The sequence below is a fragment of the Pseudoalteromonas sp. ECSMB14103 genome (genome assembly GCF_000813065.1).
Lineage (GTDB): Bacteria > Pseudomonadota > Gammaproteobacteria > Enterobacterales > Alteromonadaceae > Pseudoalteromonas > Pseudoalteromonas marina.
The window spans coordinates 100,130-116,370 of record NZ_JWGY01000012.1 but is presented as its reverse complement, the minus strand read 5'-3'; the positions used below and the strand labels follow the sequence as shown (position 1 = coordinate 116,370).

Below are 16,241 nucleotides of genomic sequence, written 5' to 3'. Positions count from 1 at the left end.
GGTGATTAAATAATCACCAGCCCTTGCCTGATTTCTCAGGCAGCGAACTTAGCGTAAGCTAAATTACTTAACCTCAACTTCAGCACCAGCTTCAGTAAGATCTTTTGCAAGTGCTTCAGCTTCTTCTTTAGATACACCTTCTTTAACAGGTGTAGGAGCAGCTTCAACAAGAGCTTTAGCTTCTTTAAGGCCAAGGCCTGTAGCGCTACGAACAGCTTTGATTGCAGCAACCTTGTTAGCGCCAGCGCCAGTAAGGATTACGTCAAATTCTGTTTTCTCTTCAGCAGCTTCAGCAGCTGGACCAGCTACCATTGCAGCTGCAGCAGTTACGCCGAATTTTTCTTCCATTGCTTCAACAAGAGCAACAACGTCCATTACTGACATTTCAGCAATTGCGTCAAGGATTTGGTCTTTAGATACAGACATTACAAATTTCCTAATAATTAACGGACTCTAGGTCCAAATAAATTTTACACCGAAAGGATTAAACAACTTAAAATTAAGCAGCTTGCTCTTCTTTCTGTACACGTACTGCTTCAATTGTTTTACACAATTTGCCAGCAGACGCTTCTTTCATAGCACTCATTAAGCGTGCAACAGCTTCGTCGTATGTAGGTAGAGTTGCAAGCATAGCTGCATCTACTACGTTACCTTCAAAAGCGGCCGTTTTAACTTCGAATTTCTCATTCTTTTTCGCGAAATCTGAAAAGATACGCGCAGCAGCACCTGGGTGCTCTGATGAGAAAGCGATTAAGCTTGGACCAACAAATGAATCAGAAAGACACTCAAAATCTGTTCCTTCAAGAGCACGTTTTGCTAAAGTGTTACGAACAACTTTCATCCATACACCAGCTTCACGAGCTTCTTTACGAAGGGCAGTGATTGCGCCAACTGTTACACCACGAGAATCTGCAACAACTGCAGATAGAGCACCATTGGCTGCTTCGTTGACTTCAGCAACTATTGCTTTTTTGCCTTGAAGATTTAAAGCCATGGGTGTTACTCCTGGTTTAATGGGGTTACCGACAATCGGTTTCCCCTGTTCTACTCTTCCCTACCAAAAAGGTAGAGATGCTTTTTACGGCGAGAGCCAGAAGGATTAGGAAAAATCTATCTGGGGTCTACACCGTCTACGTAGGTAAAATTAAGGCCTAAGCCGCCTACGGTCTTGGACGGAAGCCCAATTTATCGCTTTGCCAGAGGCGCACCGAAATTATGGACTTCAACCCGAATTCTTTATTTTGCTAATTAATAAATTAATCAACAAAATGGCGCGAAATTATAGTACAAATTTCGTGCCATGTAAACACTAAATTAAGCAACTACTGTGTTTAAAGTAGCTTGGTCAACAGAAACACCTGCGCCCATTGTTGTAGAGATAGTTACTTTTTTCAAGTAAACACCTTTAGCTTGAGAAGGTTTAGCCTTCTTAAGTGCAACAATTAGAGCTTCAAGGTTTTGTTGAAGTTGCTCAGCTGTGAAATCAACCTTACCAATAGTAGTATGGATGATGCCGTTTTTGTCATTGCGGTAACGCACTTGACCAGCTTTAGCATTTTTAACTGCTTCTGCAACGTTAGGTGTTACAGTACCAGTTTTAGGGTTTGGCATTAGACCACGTGGACCTAAGATTTGACCTAGTTGACCAACAACACGCATAGCGTCTGGAGATGCAACAACAACGTCAAAATCCATCTCGCCTTTTTTAACTAGCTCAGCAAGATCTTCCATACCTACTAATTCAGCACCGGCTTCTTTCGCAGCTTCTGCGTTAGCGCCTTGTGTGAATACTGCAACGCGAACGTCACGACCAGTACCGTTAGGTAGTACAGTTGCACCACGAACGTTTTGGTCAGATTTACGAGCATCGATACCAAGGTTAACAGCAACGTCAACACTTTCTACGAATTTAGCTGTCGCTAACTCTTTTAAAAGAGCAACTGCTTCATTGATTTCGTAATCTTTAGTTACTTCCACTTTTTCGCGGATAGTACGCATACGTTTAGTTAATTTAGCCATTTCTTAGTCCTCTACGTTCAAGCCCATCGCACGCGCAGAACCTGCGATAGTGCGAACCGCTGCGTCCATATCGGCAGCTGTAAGGTCAGTTCGTTTTGTCTCAACAATCTCTTCAAGTTGAGCACGAGTTACTGTGCCTACTTTATCAGTGTTAGGACGGCCTGAGCCTGACTTGATACCAGCAGCTTTCTTAAGTAAGTAAGCAGCAGGTGGCGTTTTCATGTCGAACGTAAATGAACGGTCACCGTAAACAGAGATCACTACAGGAACTGGAGCGCCTTTTTCGATAGACTCTGTACGTGCGTTAAACGCTTTACAGAATTCCATGATGTTTACACCGTGTTGACCTAGTGCAGGACCTACTGGAGGACTAGGATTAGCCATACCAGCGGCAACTTGTAGCTTGATTAGAGCTTCAACTTTTTTAGCCATTATAAATACCTCATTTGGTGGGTCTTAGCCTTGTGCGCGCGAGGACGCGTACTCTAACGGCTTCCCAGTTTAAAAATTGGTTTCGTACTTTTTGTACTGTAAAAATAAATTTTTACCTTTATACAAAAAGGCCGCTGATTATAAGATAATCAGCGGCCTTTTTCAAGCTTCGTGCCAAAATTTAAAATTTCAGCATTGAAGCTTTTTTAATCAATTACTTATCTTGCTCAACTTGACCAAATTCAAGCTCAACTGGCGTAGAACGACCAAAAATAAGTACAGATACTTTTACGCGGCTTTTTTCGTAGTCAACTTCTTCAACTACACCACTGAAGTCTGCAAATGGACCGTCAGTTACGCGTACTACTTCACCTGGTTCGAATAATGTAGCAGGCTTAGGTGCTTCAGCATTTTCTTGTAAACGGTTAAGAATACGATCAGCTTCTTTAGAGCTAATTGGCGCTGGACGGTCAGATGTACCGCCAATGAAGCCCATTACACGCTCTGTGCTATTTACTAAGTGCCAGCTAGCGTCATTCATATCCATTTGTACTAGTACGTAGCCTGGAAAGAATTTACGCTCAGATTTACGCTTTTGACCTGCGCGCATCTCAACCACTTCTTCAGTTGGTACTAATATTTCACCAAAGCTCTCTTCAAGACCTTCGATTTTAATGTGTTCAGTTAACGTTTGAGCTACACGCTTTTCATAACCAGAAAATGCTTGTACTACGTACCAACGTAATTTAATTTCTTTGTTCTCATCCGACATGGGATCAGATCTCCAATCCAGTTAAAAAGCCAACAGCGCGGAATAAAATGCCATCTAATCCCCAAAGGATAAGTGCCATAATCACGGTTGCAACCATTACAATTAATGTCGTGTGGGTAGTTTCTTGACGCGTAGGCCAAATAACTTTGCGTACTTCAATTCGAGCTTCTTTAGCGAAAGCAAGAAAGGTACGTCCCTTAAAAGTTTGTGAGGCAATGGCTAATCCGGCCGCTATTGCAACAACAACGCCGATAGCACGTAGTAATACAGACTGATCTGCATACATATGATTACCAACAACTGCGCCTGCAAGTAGCGCGATTGCTACTAACCACTTCACTGACTCCATCCCGCTTGATGGTGTTTCTACATTCGTGCTCATAATATTATTACCTTAACTACAGACACAACAACCCTACACAATGGCAGGGTTAATCCATTAAAATCTAAACTTAAAAACAGACTTATTTAAACCGATTTTTAACCCCAGACTTACTCATATTAATGAGTAAATTGGCAGGGGCGGAGAGATTCGAACTCCCAACCGTCGGTTTTGGAGACCGCTGTTCTACCAATTGGAACTACGCCCCTGCAAAGTGGATGCCTATTATACTTACGCAAATCATTTACACAAGCCTAAAAGATACCCGTAATGCAAAATCTCTATAAACAATTAAGTACTTAATATTAAAAAGGCTTAATTCGCCCCTTTAACAAGTGGCACGCCATTATTACCCACAGGAATATAAACCGTTGTATGGTTTGGCGACTCGGCCATTTTTATTTGCGCATTTATGGCTTCATGTTGTAAATAATTAGCTGTAAGCGTGGCGTTAATAATTTTTTGTGCCTGCGCTATGCCTTTTGCTTCTTCAACACGTATTTCTGCATCTTTACGCGCAATTTCTTTTTGTGTTTCTTTTTCAGCAAGTAACTGCTGCGCAGCTAGTTTTTTCTCTACCGCATTAGCAACAATATCGGGGTAGTTAATATTACCTACAACCACATTGGCAAGCTTAAAGGGGGTGGTTGATAAATAGTTTTGCAAACGTTGGGTGACCTCTTGGGCTATTTTTTCGCGGTTTGTTTTAAGTTCACCACTGTCGTATTTCTGCACAGTATCTCTTACGTAAGTTCTGAACGTTTCACGCACAAAACGTTTGTACCAGTTCTCTGCTCCGTATTGTTCAACAACGGTTTGCACTGAACCACTTTGAATGGCAATCACAGCATGAAAATCAAATTTTATGTTTAAATCATCATTAGCTAATATTCTAAATGTTTCGGTATACGTATTGGGCCGCATATCTATGTTTACCACTTCATTACGCAGTAACGACATACCATAATTAGCAGGCCCTATCATGGTGCCTTGGTAACCACCTTCACCAAATACTCGTGGTTTTTCGTAAACATAGCCCTCTTCACCTGCCGGAGTACTTGGGTTAGTGCACGCGGTTAATCCAAACCCAATTACGCCAACAACAAAAGCACCTTTAACTAAATTATTAACCAAACTTTGCATCCCTGAATTTCTTGCTCTCATTATTTGTCCTTTATTTCTCTAATACTTTATATACATCGCTTAATAGGCTTGAAGCACCAAACCTAAATGTGGTGGCTTGTAGGTAGTCATCGCTCATTATTGAACGGGCTAGTGCTAAATATTCACTGGCATCAGCCACCGTTTTAACACCGCCGGCAGCTTTAAAACCAACACGTTTACCTGAATTTTTAATGGTTGTTAACATTACCTTAGTTGACTCAATCGTCGCATTTATAGCGACTTTGCCTGTACTCGTTTTTACAAAATCAGCGCCGCCTTTAATAGCCAGTTCGGTCGCTTGAGCAATCAACGACTCTGTTTTTAGCTCGCCGCTTTCTATAATTACTTTTAGCTGAGCTTGAGTGCCGCACGCTTTTTTACTTTCACTTACGTACTTAAGCGTGGCTTGCGTGTCACCTGCTGCTAGTTTTTTATAAGGAATAACGAGGTCTATTTCATCTGCGCCGCGTTCAATGGCTATGAGAGTTTCGTTAATTACATCGCTTAACGGGGCATCACCTGTTGGAAAGTTAGTCACCGTTGCTACTTTAATGTGGCTAAGCTCTCGTGCAGCAAGCGCTATTTTTGCATCGTCTACAAAATCACTATACACACACACCGCAGCTGGCGTGCCTAGTGCAGGCCTAATACTATTGATCAGAGCTTGAATGTCTTTTGTAGTGTCGCTTGTGTTTAAGCTAGTTAAATCCATAAGCTCTACTGCGAGTAATGCGTCTTGTTGTTTTGTCATACGGACTCCCTTGCCCTGCTTGGGTAAAATTAATATGCCTCATATTAACAAATTAAAAAAAACTCGCTATAGCTCATAACCAAACACTCTAAGCTTATTATTTTACTTGTAACTAGCCGCAATCCCTTGTTAACTCAGTCTTAGGCTTAAAACTGCCACCCAATATAACTTTTGGTTATATCAACTTGGTTTTAATTATTTTTTACTTACACATAGCCGCTATATTCTGCGCAACAGATTAAAGTGTTTTATAAAATTGTTTAGGGGTGTTACCAACGTGCAATATTTACCTATCTTTACCAAACTCGACAACAAACCTGTATTGGTTGTTGGCGGTGGAGAGGTCGCATTACGCAAGTGTCGCGCGTTTTTAAAAGCCCGTGCAGCAGTAACCTTAGTGGCACCTTGGTTTTGTGACGAATTAAAAGAACACGCACAACACAACGAAGTGACCCTAATAGACGCTTACTTTGACGAGTCACATCTAGACGGAAAAATGCTAGTTATTGCAGCAACCGATCGAGACGAAGTTAACAACACGGTGTTTGAGCTTGCCAATGCTCGCAATGTGTTTGTAAACGTGGTTGATGATCAACCTAAATGTACGTTTATATTTCCTTCTATTGTTGACCGTAACCCTATTACAATTGCTATTTCGAGTGCGGGAACAGCCCCTGTACTTGCGCGCCGTCTACGCGAAAAGTTAGAGACATTAATACCACAACACATTGGCCCACTTGCTACATTGGTGGGTGGCTTTAGAGATAAAGTAAAACAGCGCTTTAAGCACTTTTCTGACCGCCGCCAATTTTGGGAAGGCGTGTTCGACTCATCAGTTGTAAGTAAAGTACAAACCGGCGACACCCAAGGTGCTGAGCAACAACTTGAACAAATGCTAGACGCTAAAGCCGAGCCCGAGGGCGAAGTTTATGTGGTAGGGGCAGGTCCTGGCGACCCAGAACTTTTAACACTTAAAGCACTACAACTTATGCAACAGGCTGATGTTGTTGTTTATGACTTTTTAGTGTCTGACGAAATTATGGAGCTTGTTCGTCGTGATGCAGACCTAATTTGTGTTGGTAAACGCTTAGGCGACCATAGTGTTGTTCAAGAAGACACTAACCAAATGTTGGTTGACCTAGCTAAGCAAGGTAAAAAAGTATGCCGAATTAAAGGCGGTGACCCCTTTATTTATGGCCGAGGCGGTGAAGAAGTACAAGTATTGGCTGCCAACAAGGTAAATTACCAAATAGTACCGGGTATTACAGCTGCCGCAGGGTGTAGTGCGTATGCAGGTATTCCGCTTACGCATCGCGATCATGCCCAAGCTATTCAGTTTGTAACAGGGCATTGTAAAAAAGACGGCCAAGAACTTGATTGGCAATCACTGGCTAAACCAAACCAAACACTTGCTATATACATGGGCGTAATTAAGTCACCGCACATTCAAGCAGAACTATTACAGCATGGCCGTAAAAACGACACGCCAGTTGCCGTGATCGAAAATGGCACGCGCAAAAATCAACGTGTAGTAACAGGCCAATTAGGCGAGCTTGCCGATTTAATTGAACGCAACAGCATTGTATCGCCAGCATTACTTATTATTGGTGAAGTAGCCGCCCTACACTCGCAGCTTGCGTGGTTTGGGCAAAACAACCAAACAAGTAGCTATGCGCAACCGTTAACCGATATAGCACATTAGTAACCAAATTTAATTTTATAACTTTTAATCATTTTAGTAGGACGACTAACAATGGCTTTAACTCATCTTCAGCAACTTGAAGCTGAAAGTATCAAAATCATGCGCGAAGTCGCCGCTGAGTTTGAGAACCCAGTAATGCTTTACTCAATTGGTAAAGACTCGTCGGTACTTCTGCACTTAGCGCGTAAAGCGTTTTACCCTGCAAAAATTCCGTTTCCGTTATTACACGTAGACACCGACTGGAAGTTTCGTGAAATGATTGAATTTCGCGACCGCATAGCAAAAGAGTACGACTTTGACCTACTGGTACACAAAAACCCAGAAGGCTTAGCAATGGGCGTTGGCCCCTTTACGCATGGCTCGGGTAAGCATACCGATATAATGAAAACCCAAGGGTTAAAGCAAGCTCTTAACAAATACGGTTTTGATGCAGCCTTTGGTGGCGCTCGCCGCGACGAAGAAAAATCACGTGCAAAAGAACGTGTGTACTCGTTCCGCGACAAACACCATCGTTGGGATCCAAAAAACCAACGTCCAGAGCTTTGGAATACTTATAACAGCCAAGTAAACCCAGGCGAAAGCATTCGTGTATTCCCGTTATCTAACTGGACTGAGCTTGATATTTGGCAATACATTTATCAAGAAAACATCGAAATGGTTCCACTTTACCTAGCTAAAGAGCGCCCTGTAGTTGAACGTGACGGCACACTTATCATGGTTGATGACGAACGTATGCCACTTGAGGAAGGCGAAGTACCACAAATGAAATCGGTCCGTTTTCGTACATTAGGCTGTTACCCACTAACCGGCGCCGTTGAATCTACAGCCAGTACACTAACCGAAATTATTGAAGAAATGCTGCTATCTACATCATCAGAACGCGAAGGCCGCGTTATTGACCATGACTCAGCAGGCTCAATGGAGAAGAAAAAACGTGAGGGGTATTTCTAATGTCTAGCCAAAATAACGATACATTTAACGAAGTAAAAGAAATAGGCATAGACGCCTACCTAGCACGCCAACAAGACAAAAGCTTATTACGTATGCTTACCTGTGGCAGCGTAGACGATGGTAAATCAACACTGATTGGCCGCCTATTACACGACAGCCACCAAATTTATGAACATCAGCTAGCAGCGCTTCACAAAGACAACGAAAAAGTAGGTAATGCAGGCGAAGATCTTGACCTTGCATTACTAGTAGATGGCCTACAAGCTGAACGCGAACAAGGTATTACCATTGACGTAGCGTACCGATACTTTTCAACAGCTAAGCGTAAATTTATTATTGCCGACACACCAGGGCACGAGCAATATACACGCAACATGGTAACGGGTGCATCAACAAGCGATGTCGCCATTATTTTGGTTGATGCGCGTTACGGCGTGCAAGTACAAACTAAACGCCATAGCTTTATTTGTGACTCGCTAGGTATTAAACAGTTTGTTGTAGCCATTAATAAAATGGATATTGTTGATTTTGACGAAACCGTTTATGAAAAAATCAAAGCCGATTACCTTAAATTTGCTGAGCAACTAAATGTAACAAACATCAAGTTTGTGCCTATGTCGGCGCTTAAAGGCGACAACGTAGTAACGCGCTCTGCACATACACCGTATTACACCGACAAACCACTGCTTGAGCTTTTAGAAGACTCGCCAGCAGCTGAAACCGATACCGGTTTTGAAGCACGTTTACCCGTGCAATATGTAATACGCCCTAACTTAAACTTTCGTGGTTTTCAGGGCACATTAGCATCGGGCAAGCTACAAGTAGGCGACGCTGTAAAAGTATTACCGTCGGGTAAAACATCAAGCATTAAAGAAATTGTCACTTTTAATGGCAACCTAGACACAGCAGAAGCAGGCCAAGCAATTACTATTACGCTAAACAGTGAAATAGACATTAGCCGCGGCGACGTAATCGTACCGGCAAGTTCAACTGCGGCAGTTACTAATCAGCTTCAGGCTAAAATTGTATGGATGCACGAATCGCCATTAGTGCTAGGTAAAAACTACAACCTAAAACTGGGCAGCAAAAACACATCGGCTGTGGTTAAAAAGATTGACCACACTATTGATGTAAACACGCTTGAACACGGCTCTGCCGATTCATTACAGCTAAACGAAATTGCTATTGTAACGCTTGAACTAACCGAAACTATTTTGGCCGACGAGTACCACAATAACCACGAAACAGGCTCTTTCATTCTAATTGACCGTTTATCTAACTTAACGGTAGCAGCCGGTATGATTGAACACGTACTACAAAGCGAGAAAAGCAAAAGCGATTTCAGTGAGTTTGAAGTTGAGTTTAATAGCTTAGTACGCAAGCACTTCCCGCATTGGCAAGCGCTTGATATTTCGAAACTGTAAGTTTATTAATGTCTGTTAGGAATAATAAAGCATGGTAGAGCAGCTAGTTTTAACAGGCATAATGCTTACCTTAGTCGGGTGCCTTTTTGGCACCCGCATTAATCCAGCATGGTTATTTGTAAGCGCTATTGGCACCAGCTACTTAGCCGGGCTAATTGACCTTGAAAACATGCTAGTTAACTACGCCAATCCGTCACTTATTACCTTAGTACTCCTCGTATTAGTGTCGATTGCAATCGAAAAAACCACGTTAATTCAAAAGCTATCCATGTCGTTATCTAAAGGTAGCTTAGTTAAGTCGGTAACAAAGCTGGGGATTTCTACTGCATTTTTATCGTCGTTTACTAATAATACGGCGGTGGTTGCCTCACTCATTACCGCAATAAAAGATAACCCAAACCATTCACCCTCAAAGCTATTATTACCGCTGTCGTACACTGCTATTTTAGGTGGCACCATTACACTCATAGGTACTTCAACAAACCTCATTGTTAACGGCTTTGCGGTCGATGCAGGTATGCAGCCACTGGGCTTTTTCGACTTTACCTTAGTGGGTTTAGGCGCGCTTAGCGTTGGCCTTATTACTATTTTGGTAATGCTTAAATACTTGCCTGACAACGGCAAAAGCGATCAAGAAGTTGTTCCTTTTTACCTTGAAGGTAAAGTACAAACAGGCTCAAAATTAATAGGTCGCACAGTAGAAGAAAACGGCCTACGCGATTTAAAAGACTTGTTCCTAGCTGAAATAATTCGTAATAACGAACGCATATGCGCAGTAACGCCTCAGCAAATTATTCAACAAAACGACATTTTATTATTTGTAGGCGACATTAAATCAGTCCCCCTGTTAACCCGCTTTGATGGTTTAAAAGTAGTACACGATAACCACGAAAAAGACATAGAACACTTAGTTGAAGTGGTCGTAAGTCAGTCGTCTAAATTTATAGGCAAAACCGTAAAAGAAATACGTTTTCGCGAGCAGTTTCACGCTGCTGTTATTGCTATTCGCCGTGGGCACGACCGCCTTCAAGGCGGCCTTGGCCAAGTACAATTACAAGCGGGCGATTCACTTATTTTGGCACCCGGCAAAAACTTTTACAGCCTACCTAATTTAAAGCGTGAGTTTGTATATATTTCAGGCCTTGATTTACAAACCCACCTTGCGCCCAAACAATCTAATATTGTATTACTCAGCTTTGCGGGTGTATTGGGTTTAAGTATTTTTGGGGTAGTGCCGTTAGTAAAAGGCTTATTGGTATTACTTATTGGCTTAATGCTCAGCGGCACCATAAAGCTAAACGAAATAAAACGCCGATTTCCGCTTGAGTTACTTGTTGTAGTAGGTAGCGCTATTGGGCTTGCAAAATTAATGATAGGCACGGGGCTTGCTGGGCAAATATCAAGTGCGCTATTTATGGTGCTTGGCGACTTTGGCCCTTACGGCGCATTTATAGCCATATTTTTAATGACCGTACTATTTACCGAACTTATTACAAATAATGCGGCAGCGGCACTTTCGTTTCCGGTTGCTTACTCATTAGCTGTTGGCTTTAATGTAGACCCGCTACCCTTTATTATGGCGGTTGCTTTTGGCGCATCGGCAAGTTTTATATCGCCATTTGGGTATCAAACAAATTTAATGGTGTATAGCGCGGGTAATTATCGCTTAAAAGATTACATTGTTATGGGCTTGCCCCTTTCTATTATTTATTCAATCACGGTATTAACCCTGATCCCGCTGGTATTTCCTTTTTAATACTGGCGCAAACAGCATAAGAGACACATCACTATGGATGAAAATATAATTTGGCATAACTACGCAACGACTAAAGCACAACGTAGTGAGCAAAAAAAACATAAGCCGGCTATTTTATGGTTTACCGGTTTTTCAGGCTCCGGTAAAAGCACCGTAGCCAACGCACTCGAAGCGGCACTTAATCAGCAAGGTGTACACACTTACCTGCTTGATGGCGACAACGTACGCCACGGTTTATGTAAAGACCTAGGCTTTAGCGATGAAGACCGCATAGAAAACATTCGCCGTGTAGGCGAAACCGCAAAACTAATGACCGACGCAGGCTTGTTAGTACTTACTGCGTTTATATCTCCCTTTAGAGCTGAACGCAACATGGTGCGCAATTTAGTAGACGACGGAGAGTTTATTGAAGTATTTATAGATACTCCGCTTGATGTATGCGAAAGCCGCGATCCAAAAGGGCTATACAAAAAAGCACGCGCAGGAGAGATAAAACACTTTACTGGCATCGACTCAAACTACGAAGTACCCACAAAGCCTGAAATAATTTTAGATACAAGTAAAAACACCCTAGACCAATCGGTTGCCCAACTGATAACGTATCTAAAACAAACGCATATAATAGGTTAACCCCAATGAACCAAACCGAACTGCTAGAAGAAACCCTCATCCTTGCCCGCACCGCAGGCAAAGCCATTATGGGGATTTACGAAAAGGACTTTAACGTTGAATACAAAGCCGATGAAAGCCCAGTAACCGACGCCGACTTAGCAGCTCATAAGGTCATTGTAGCGGGGCTACTTCAGCTTACGCCCGACATCCCCATCCTTAGCGAAGAAAACGCCGACATAAGCTGGGCTATCCGCCAAACGTGGAAAAGCTACTGGTTAGTCGATCCAATCGACGGTACCAAAGAGTTCATTAAAAAGAACGGCGAATTTACCGTAAACATTGCCCTAATAGAAAACGGAAAACCGGTACTCGCGGTTGTTGATGCCCCTGCACTTGGCGTATCGTACCTAGCAAGCGACGCCATTGGCGCGTTTAAAGACACGGGCGATGAGCGTATAGAACTTAAAGTAACCACTAAGCCTAACAAAGGGTTAATACGTGTTGTAGGCAGCCGCTCGCACCCATCACCCGATTTAGCTGAATTTGTAAAACGCTTTGACGATGTAGAAATGGTCTCAAAAGGCAGCTCACTAAAACTGTGTTTAGTGGCTGAGGGCAGCGCCGATATTTACCCGCGTTTAGGCCCAACCTGTGAATGGGATACCGGCGCAGGCCATGCAATCGCCGAAATAGCCGGTGCAAAAGTCACTAAGCTTGATGGCAGCCCGCTTATTTATAACACCAAAGATGAGTACTTAAATCCGTATTTTGTAGTGAGTGCGATAGAAGAATAAAAGTTAAGAGCTATCAGTTGTCAGCAAGATAAGTGATAGCTTTTTCTATAAGAGTTGCTCAGTGAGCATAAAGTAAAATACCTAGTAACGCTTAAGCTATTTATTATGTAAAAGCTAACTTAATAAGCGCACTAAAGCACAGCATAGTTATCAACAAACCAAGCGATAAAATAACCTTTTCCTTCAGGGTTTGCTCAGGCTTTTGGGCAAATACAAAAACAGTTCGGTAAAGTGTACTAGGCACTATTAAAACCAAGCCAATAAACGCAGGGAACATACACAATATGAAGCTATATGCAAAACCTGAATTTTCCATTTGGCCGAACATAGCGCTAAACCCAAACCAAATAATAGCAACTGCAAAAAACGCAACGCCTACTGAAATTGATAAAATTGCCATATATTGATCTCCCAAACATAAAGGCTATGGGTAAATATATTTTTTTTAAGAAATAAAGAAAGTAAAATAGCTACACGCACCGATAGCTATAATCAGCATAAAAAGCCGCTTTACTAAATTACCTTCAGTAGGAGGTATTTCCTCACCGGTATATGGTGCATAAAGACTCCTTTTTAAAATAAATGCATATATATATCTATAACAAAAAGAAAATACAAACACGCAGAACAACAGCTTTTTTAATGACTCAAAACCTATAAAAAAAGCGGCTCCAAACACAAACCATATTATGCCGAAAAATATAACAATCACCTTCTTTTTATCCATGCGAACTCTCTTTACTGCCTTTGTTTTTATTTAAGTTCTGTACTTATAAACTTTAAATGCGTTTTAGTTAACTGATTTGGCGCTATTGTAGCCGGTGAAAATATAAGTAACGTTTTAGTCTTTATTAAATTGCAGTCTTAACGCTGGAATTCGTAGTCGGTAACCCTAACTTTTTGGCTATCGCCGCAAATTGAGCTTTTGTGTATGGCCCATAAACAAACTCATTGTGCTCAGCAAACTTGTTATCTTTGGTTTTATCAATATAGTAAAAAGCACAAATTTTATGCGGACAAGCATAAACCGAAATATATTGTTCGTTAGACTTAATATTTATTGGTTCATTGAGTCGCCCAATATATGTGCCCTGACCAAGGCTATAACCTAACCTTTTGGTACCGTCGATGTAATACACTTTATAAGGTTGCTCCTCCCAAACTGGAGAACACCCATTAAGAAGTAATAATATTAAAACTAAACATGTTCTCACACATTTCCCTGCATTCTTGTAACTTGCTCAAATTACACCCTTATAGTTAACATGAGTGCGTTCTTATTTTTGGAACATCTATTAGTAACAAACTGTGTAAGTGATTGCCAATTATAAAATTATATTTAATCTAGGTATTTTACTATGTGTAAAAGGGTGTGGCGTGAAACAAGGCAGTGCTTTTAACTTAAGGAGAGAGACAAAAGAATGACCGCTTCCAATCAACAAGTAATGGTTGTTATAAATTTTTGAGACTTGCCATTAATTGAACGCTTTTTAAAAGCGATATCCCTTAACGATTTTGCTGGGCGATAAAAGCAAGCGAGTGCTGGTTGAATAAGTCTGGGCGTTCCACATTACAAACATGGCCGCAATGGTGAATAGTTTGCAGTACGCTATTTTTATGGCGTTTAACCATTTCTTTAACAGGGCCAAGGAACATATGATCTTCTTTACCCATAATGTAAAGAATGGGAATATCGATGTCTTTTTCTTTGAAATACTGCATTAAGGGGTTTACATCCATGGCTAATTTAAACCATTTTATAAACTCCTTTTGGCACAAACGTTTTGCTTCACGAACAAACAAAAGCCGAGATTCTTTATGGCGCTTTTTGGGCATCATAATAAAAGCAAATAAACGGTATAGCCACATATACGGCAAGAAGTGCTTAAACGTATTACCTAAATAAACCAAGGTATTGCTGCGAGTATTAAAGCGGGTTACCGCGCCACCTAGCACCATGCTAGAAACATATTGCGGCGCAATTTCTGCAATATTGCGAATGAGTATTGTGCCCAATGAAATACCAACAAAGTGTGCGCTGGTGATATTGTTATGGTCTAACACATCAATAATATCTTTAGAGACGTTATTAAACGAATAATTATTATCAACAAAATTTTGTACTAAGTTATTTGATTTACCGTGACCACGAAGATCTAGCAACAATACATTGTATTCTTTTTTATAAGCTTTGAGCTGACGAAACCAAATTGCCGAACTTCCCCCAGCGCCATGGACAAATACAACCCATGTTTGACTGGTTTCGTGCGGAAAAATAGTATGAAAAAGAATGTCTGTGCTCATTGCTGTTAGCGGCCTATTTACTTCATTTGGCATATTCAATTGTAAGAAGTATAACGGAGTTTAATAAAAATCTCTCATTAAGTTCAGAACAATAGCGCCTACTTAACAACTTTTCGGAACATGTTTTAATTTTTAAATAAAAACAAATAAGAACAACCTTTACCAATACTCAACGTATTTGAGGCGCTTGCCCATGAAAATTTAAGTACAGCTTTTTTAATTTATCGGGAACAAGTGGCCAACCCATTTCAATTCCGATGGGAGTCGCTTTCCAAAACAAGTGCTCAACATAATAGGTATCTATGTATTCAAACTCGGCAGGGCTTGCAGTCTCAAGTTTTAGATTCATATATGACAAATACTTTAGGGCGTCGGCGTTTTTATTTTCGCTGAATGCAAACGTTGTTAAATTTGCGAACTCTTCCATACGAAAAGCGAATTCACATTCTTCGTGTTTATCCATTAGCGGTATGACATCTGGAAACTTAGATTGTATATCCTCAATAAATTGTCTTATTTCTTGGTCTGCCATATATTGCCTGTTAATACGTAGTCATTCACATGCCGGTGTAAAACTATAGACTTATTGTTTATCCTAATTCTAAATAAAAATAAAATCCGAGCTTATTATTTTACTTTTCTACTTCCTCTGCCCTTAAAGAATAAAACTGCTTCAAGTGCAAAAATACAGGCCATACCAATGGCTAATACTTTACCAATGTAAACAAACCCAGGAGCACCACAGGAGCCTGAATAAGGTGATACACCTGCTATTTCCAGCATATACAGATACATTGGAAAATACCCAAAAATAACCTGCAACAAAATTGGAATCCAAATTTTTTGTATATTATATGAAGCCCTAATAAATAAAGCTGCAGTCATTAGAACACCAGCATAAATTAAGTAATTAATTAATTGAGTTTCATGTTGTTCTGTTAAACCTTCTGGTTGAACAAAACAAGCGAAGGAATTAAAAGAGGTTATTAAACATATTAATACAATAATAATTTTCAAATTTGATTCCAACTTAAGTCTAGCCAACCAGTTAGTGAAGCACCGCATTGATGATTGTTGCCTATAAACATTATAAAACCTCTAAATAAATTGCACAGCTGCCCTTCATGTATGCACAAAAGTGAGTTAATTTATTAAGTTGTTAGGTTTATGCCTTATCG

20 protein-coding genes and 1 tRNA gene are annotated in these 16,241 nt (G+C 40.9%); 6 read left to right on the top strand and 15 right to left on the bottom strand.

The genetic code is table 11. The features are described from left to right. Positions 1-63 precede the first annotated feature (63 nt). The 9 genes from rplL to deoC all read right to left on the bottom strand — a co-directional run bounded on the left by rplL (position 64) and on the right by deoC (position 5,520). On the bottom strand, positions 64-426 hold the full coding sequence (rplL, locus tag RF53_RS16760) for a 50S ribosomal protein L7/L12 (protein WP_006791261.1): 363 nt from the start codon (positions 424-426) through the stop codon (positions 64-66). 73 nt (positions 427-499) lie between these two features. Continuing rightward, entirely contained in the window at positions 500-994 is a 495-nt protein-coding gene (rplJ, locus tag RF53_RS16755) for a 50S ribosomal protein L10 (RefSeq protein WP_006791262.1), read from the bottom strand. 320 nt (positions 995-1,314) lie between these two features. Continuing rightward, the gene (gene rplA / locus RF53_RS16750; RefSeq protein ID WP_006791263.1) at positions 1,315-2,019 is read right to left on the bottom strand and encodes a 50S ribosomal protein L1; all 705 of its coding nucleotides are present in this window, start codon (positions 2,017-2,019) and stop codon (positions 1,315-1,317) included. A 3-nt stretch (positions 2,020-2,022) separates the two neighbouring features. Beyond that, entirely contained in the window at positions 2,023-2,451 is a 429-nt protein-coding gene (rplK, locus tag RF53_RS16745; protein WP_002958879.1) for a 50S ribosomal protein L11, read from the bottom strand. A gap of 214 nt (positions 2,452-2,665) precedes the next feature. Beyond that, positions 2,666-3,223: a transcription termination/antitermination protein NusG gene (gene nusG, locus RF53_RS16740; protein WP_006791264.1), complete on the bottom strand. Its 558-nt coding sequence runs from the start codon at positions 3,221-3,223 to the stop codon at positions 2,666-2,668. A 4-nt stretch (positions 3,224-3,227) separates the two neighbouring features. Further along, complete coding sequence (secE, locus tag RF53_RS16735; protein WP_006791265.1) at positions 3,228-3,605, bottom strand: preprotein translocase subunit SecE; 378 nt, start codon at positions 3,603-3,605, stop codon at positions 3,228-3,230. Positions 3,606-3,737: 132 nt separating this feature from the next. Then, positions 3,738-3,814 (bottom strand) — tRNA-Trp (locus RF53_RS16730). Positions 3,815-3,920: 106 nt separating this feature from the next. Next, the gene (locus RF53_RS16725) at positions 3,921-4,769 is read right to left on the bottom strand and encodes an SPFH domain-containing protein (protein WP_039038343.1); all 849 of its coding nucleotides are present in this window, start codon (positions 4,767-4,769) and stop codon (positions 3,921-3,923) included. A gap of 10 nt (positions 4,770-4,779) precedes the next feature. Beyond that, positions 4,780-5,520 carry a deoxyribose-phosphate aldolase gene (deoC, locus tag RF53_RS16720; RefSeq protein WP_039038342.1) on the bottom strand — a complete coding sequence of 247 codons (741 nt, stop codon included), beginning with the start codon at positions 5,518-5,520 and terminating at the stop codon, positions 4,780-4,782. A 277-nt stretch (positions 5,521-5,797) separates the two neighbouring features. Between deoC and cysG the strand changes: the two genes are divergently transcribed. Genes cysG through cysQ form a run of 6 tightly spaced genes read left to right on the top strand, consistent with a single transcriptional unit; the run spans position 5,798 to position 12,759 of the window. Further along, on the top strand, positions 5,798-7,222 hold the full coding sequence (cysG, locus tag RF53_RS16715) for a siroheme synthase CysG (RefSeq protein ID WP_039038341.1): 1,425 nt from the start codon (positions 5,798-5,800) through the stop codon (positions 7,220-7,222). A 51-nt stretch (positions 7,223-7,273) separates the two neighbouring features. Beyond that, positions 7,274-8,173: a sulfate adenylyltransferase subunit CysD gene (gene cysD / locus RF53_RS16710; RefSeq protein WP_006791269.1), complete on the top strand. Its 900-nt coding sequence runs from the start codon at positions 7,274-7,276 to the stop codon at positions 8,171-8,173. After that, positions 8,173-9,597 carry a sulfate adenylyltransferase subunit CysN gene (gene cysN, locus RF53_RS16705; RefSeq protein WP_039038340.1) on the top strand — a complete coding sequence of 475 codons (1,425 nt, stop codon included), beginning with the start codon at positions 8,173-8,175 and terminating at the stop codon, positions 9,595-9,597. The genes cysD and cysN overlap by 1 nt, the downstream gene beginning before the upstream one ends. A 31-nt stretch (positions 9,598-9,628) precedes the next feature. After that, positions 9,629-11,353, top strand: coding sequence for an SLC13 family permease (locus tag RF53_RS16700; RefSeq protein ID WP_008127183.1), 1,725 nt, complete (start codon positions 9,629-9,631; stop codon positions 11,351-11,353). Positions 11,354-11,386: 33 nt separating this feature from the next. Further along, positions 11,387-11,983, top strand: a complete 597-nt coding sequence (gene cysC / locus RF53_RS16695; protein ID WP_039038339.1) for an adenylyl-sulfate kinase — start codon at positions 11,387-11,389, stop codon at positions 11,981-11,983. A 5-nt stretch (positions 11,984-11,988) separates the two neighbouring features. Beyond that, on the top strand, positions 11,989-12,759 hold the full coding sequence (gene cysQ, locus RF53_RS16690) for a 3'(2'),5'-bisphosphate nucleotidase CysQ (RefSeq protein WP_039038338.1): 771 nt from the start codon (positions 11,989-11,991) through the stop codon (positions 12,757-12,759). Positions 12,760-12,862: 103 nt separating this feature from the next. Here the strand turns inward: cysQ and RF53_RS16685 are convergent, their stop codons facing one another. The 6 genes from RF53_RS16685 to RF53_RS16660 form a co-directional block, all read right to left on the bottom strand. After that, a complete protein-coding gene (locus RF53_RS16685) occupies positions 12,863-13,159 on the bottom strand; it encodes a hypothetical protein (protein WP_039038337.1) in 297 nt (98 codons plus the stop codon). Between the two features lie 45 nt (positions 13,160-13,204). Further along, entirely contained in the window at positions 13,205-13,486 is a 282-nt protein-coding gene (locus RF53_RS16680; protein WP_006791275.1) for a hypothetical protein, read from the bottom strand. Positions 13,487-13,610: 124 nt separating this feature from the next. Beyond that, complete coding sequence (locus RF53_RS16675) at positions 13,611-13,973, bottom strand: hypothetical protein (RefSeq protein ID WP_039038336.1); 363 nt, start codon at positions 13,971-13,973, stop codon at positions 13,611-13,613. A gap of 292 nt (positions 13,974-14,265) precedes the next feature. Beyond that, the gene (locus tag RF53_RS16670; RefSeq protein ID WP_006791277.1) at positions 14,266-15,063 is read right to left on the bottom strand and encodes an alpha/beta fold hydrolase; all 798 of its coding nucleotides are present in this window, start codon (positions 15,061-15,063) and stop codon (positions 14,266-14,268) included. A gap of 169 nt (positions 15,064-15,232) precedes the next feature. Beyond that, on the bottom strand, positions 15,233-15,595 hold the full coding sequence (locus RF53_RS16665) for a DUF7674 family protein (protein ID WP_039038335.1): 363 nt from the start codon (positions 15,593-15,595) through the stop codon (positions 15,233-15,235). Between the two features lie 95 nt (positions 15,596-15,690). Further along, positions 15,691-16,080: a hypothetical protein gene (locus RF53_RS16660; protein ID WP_138740564.1), complete on the bottom strand. Its 390-nt coding sequence runs from the start codon at positions 16,078-16,080 to the stop codon at positions 15,691-15,693. Between the last annotated feature and the right edge of the window lie 161 nt (positions 16,081-16,241).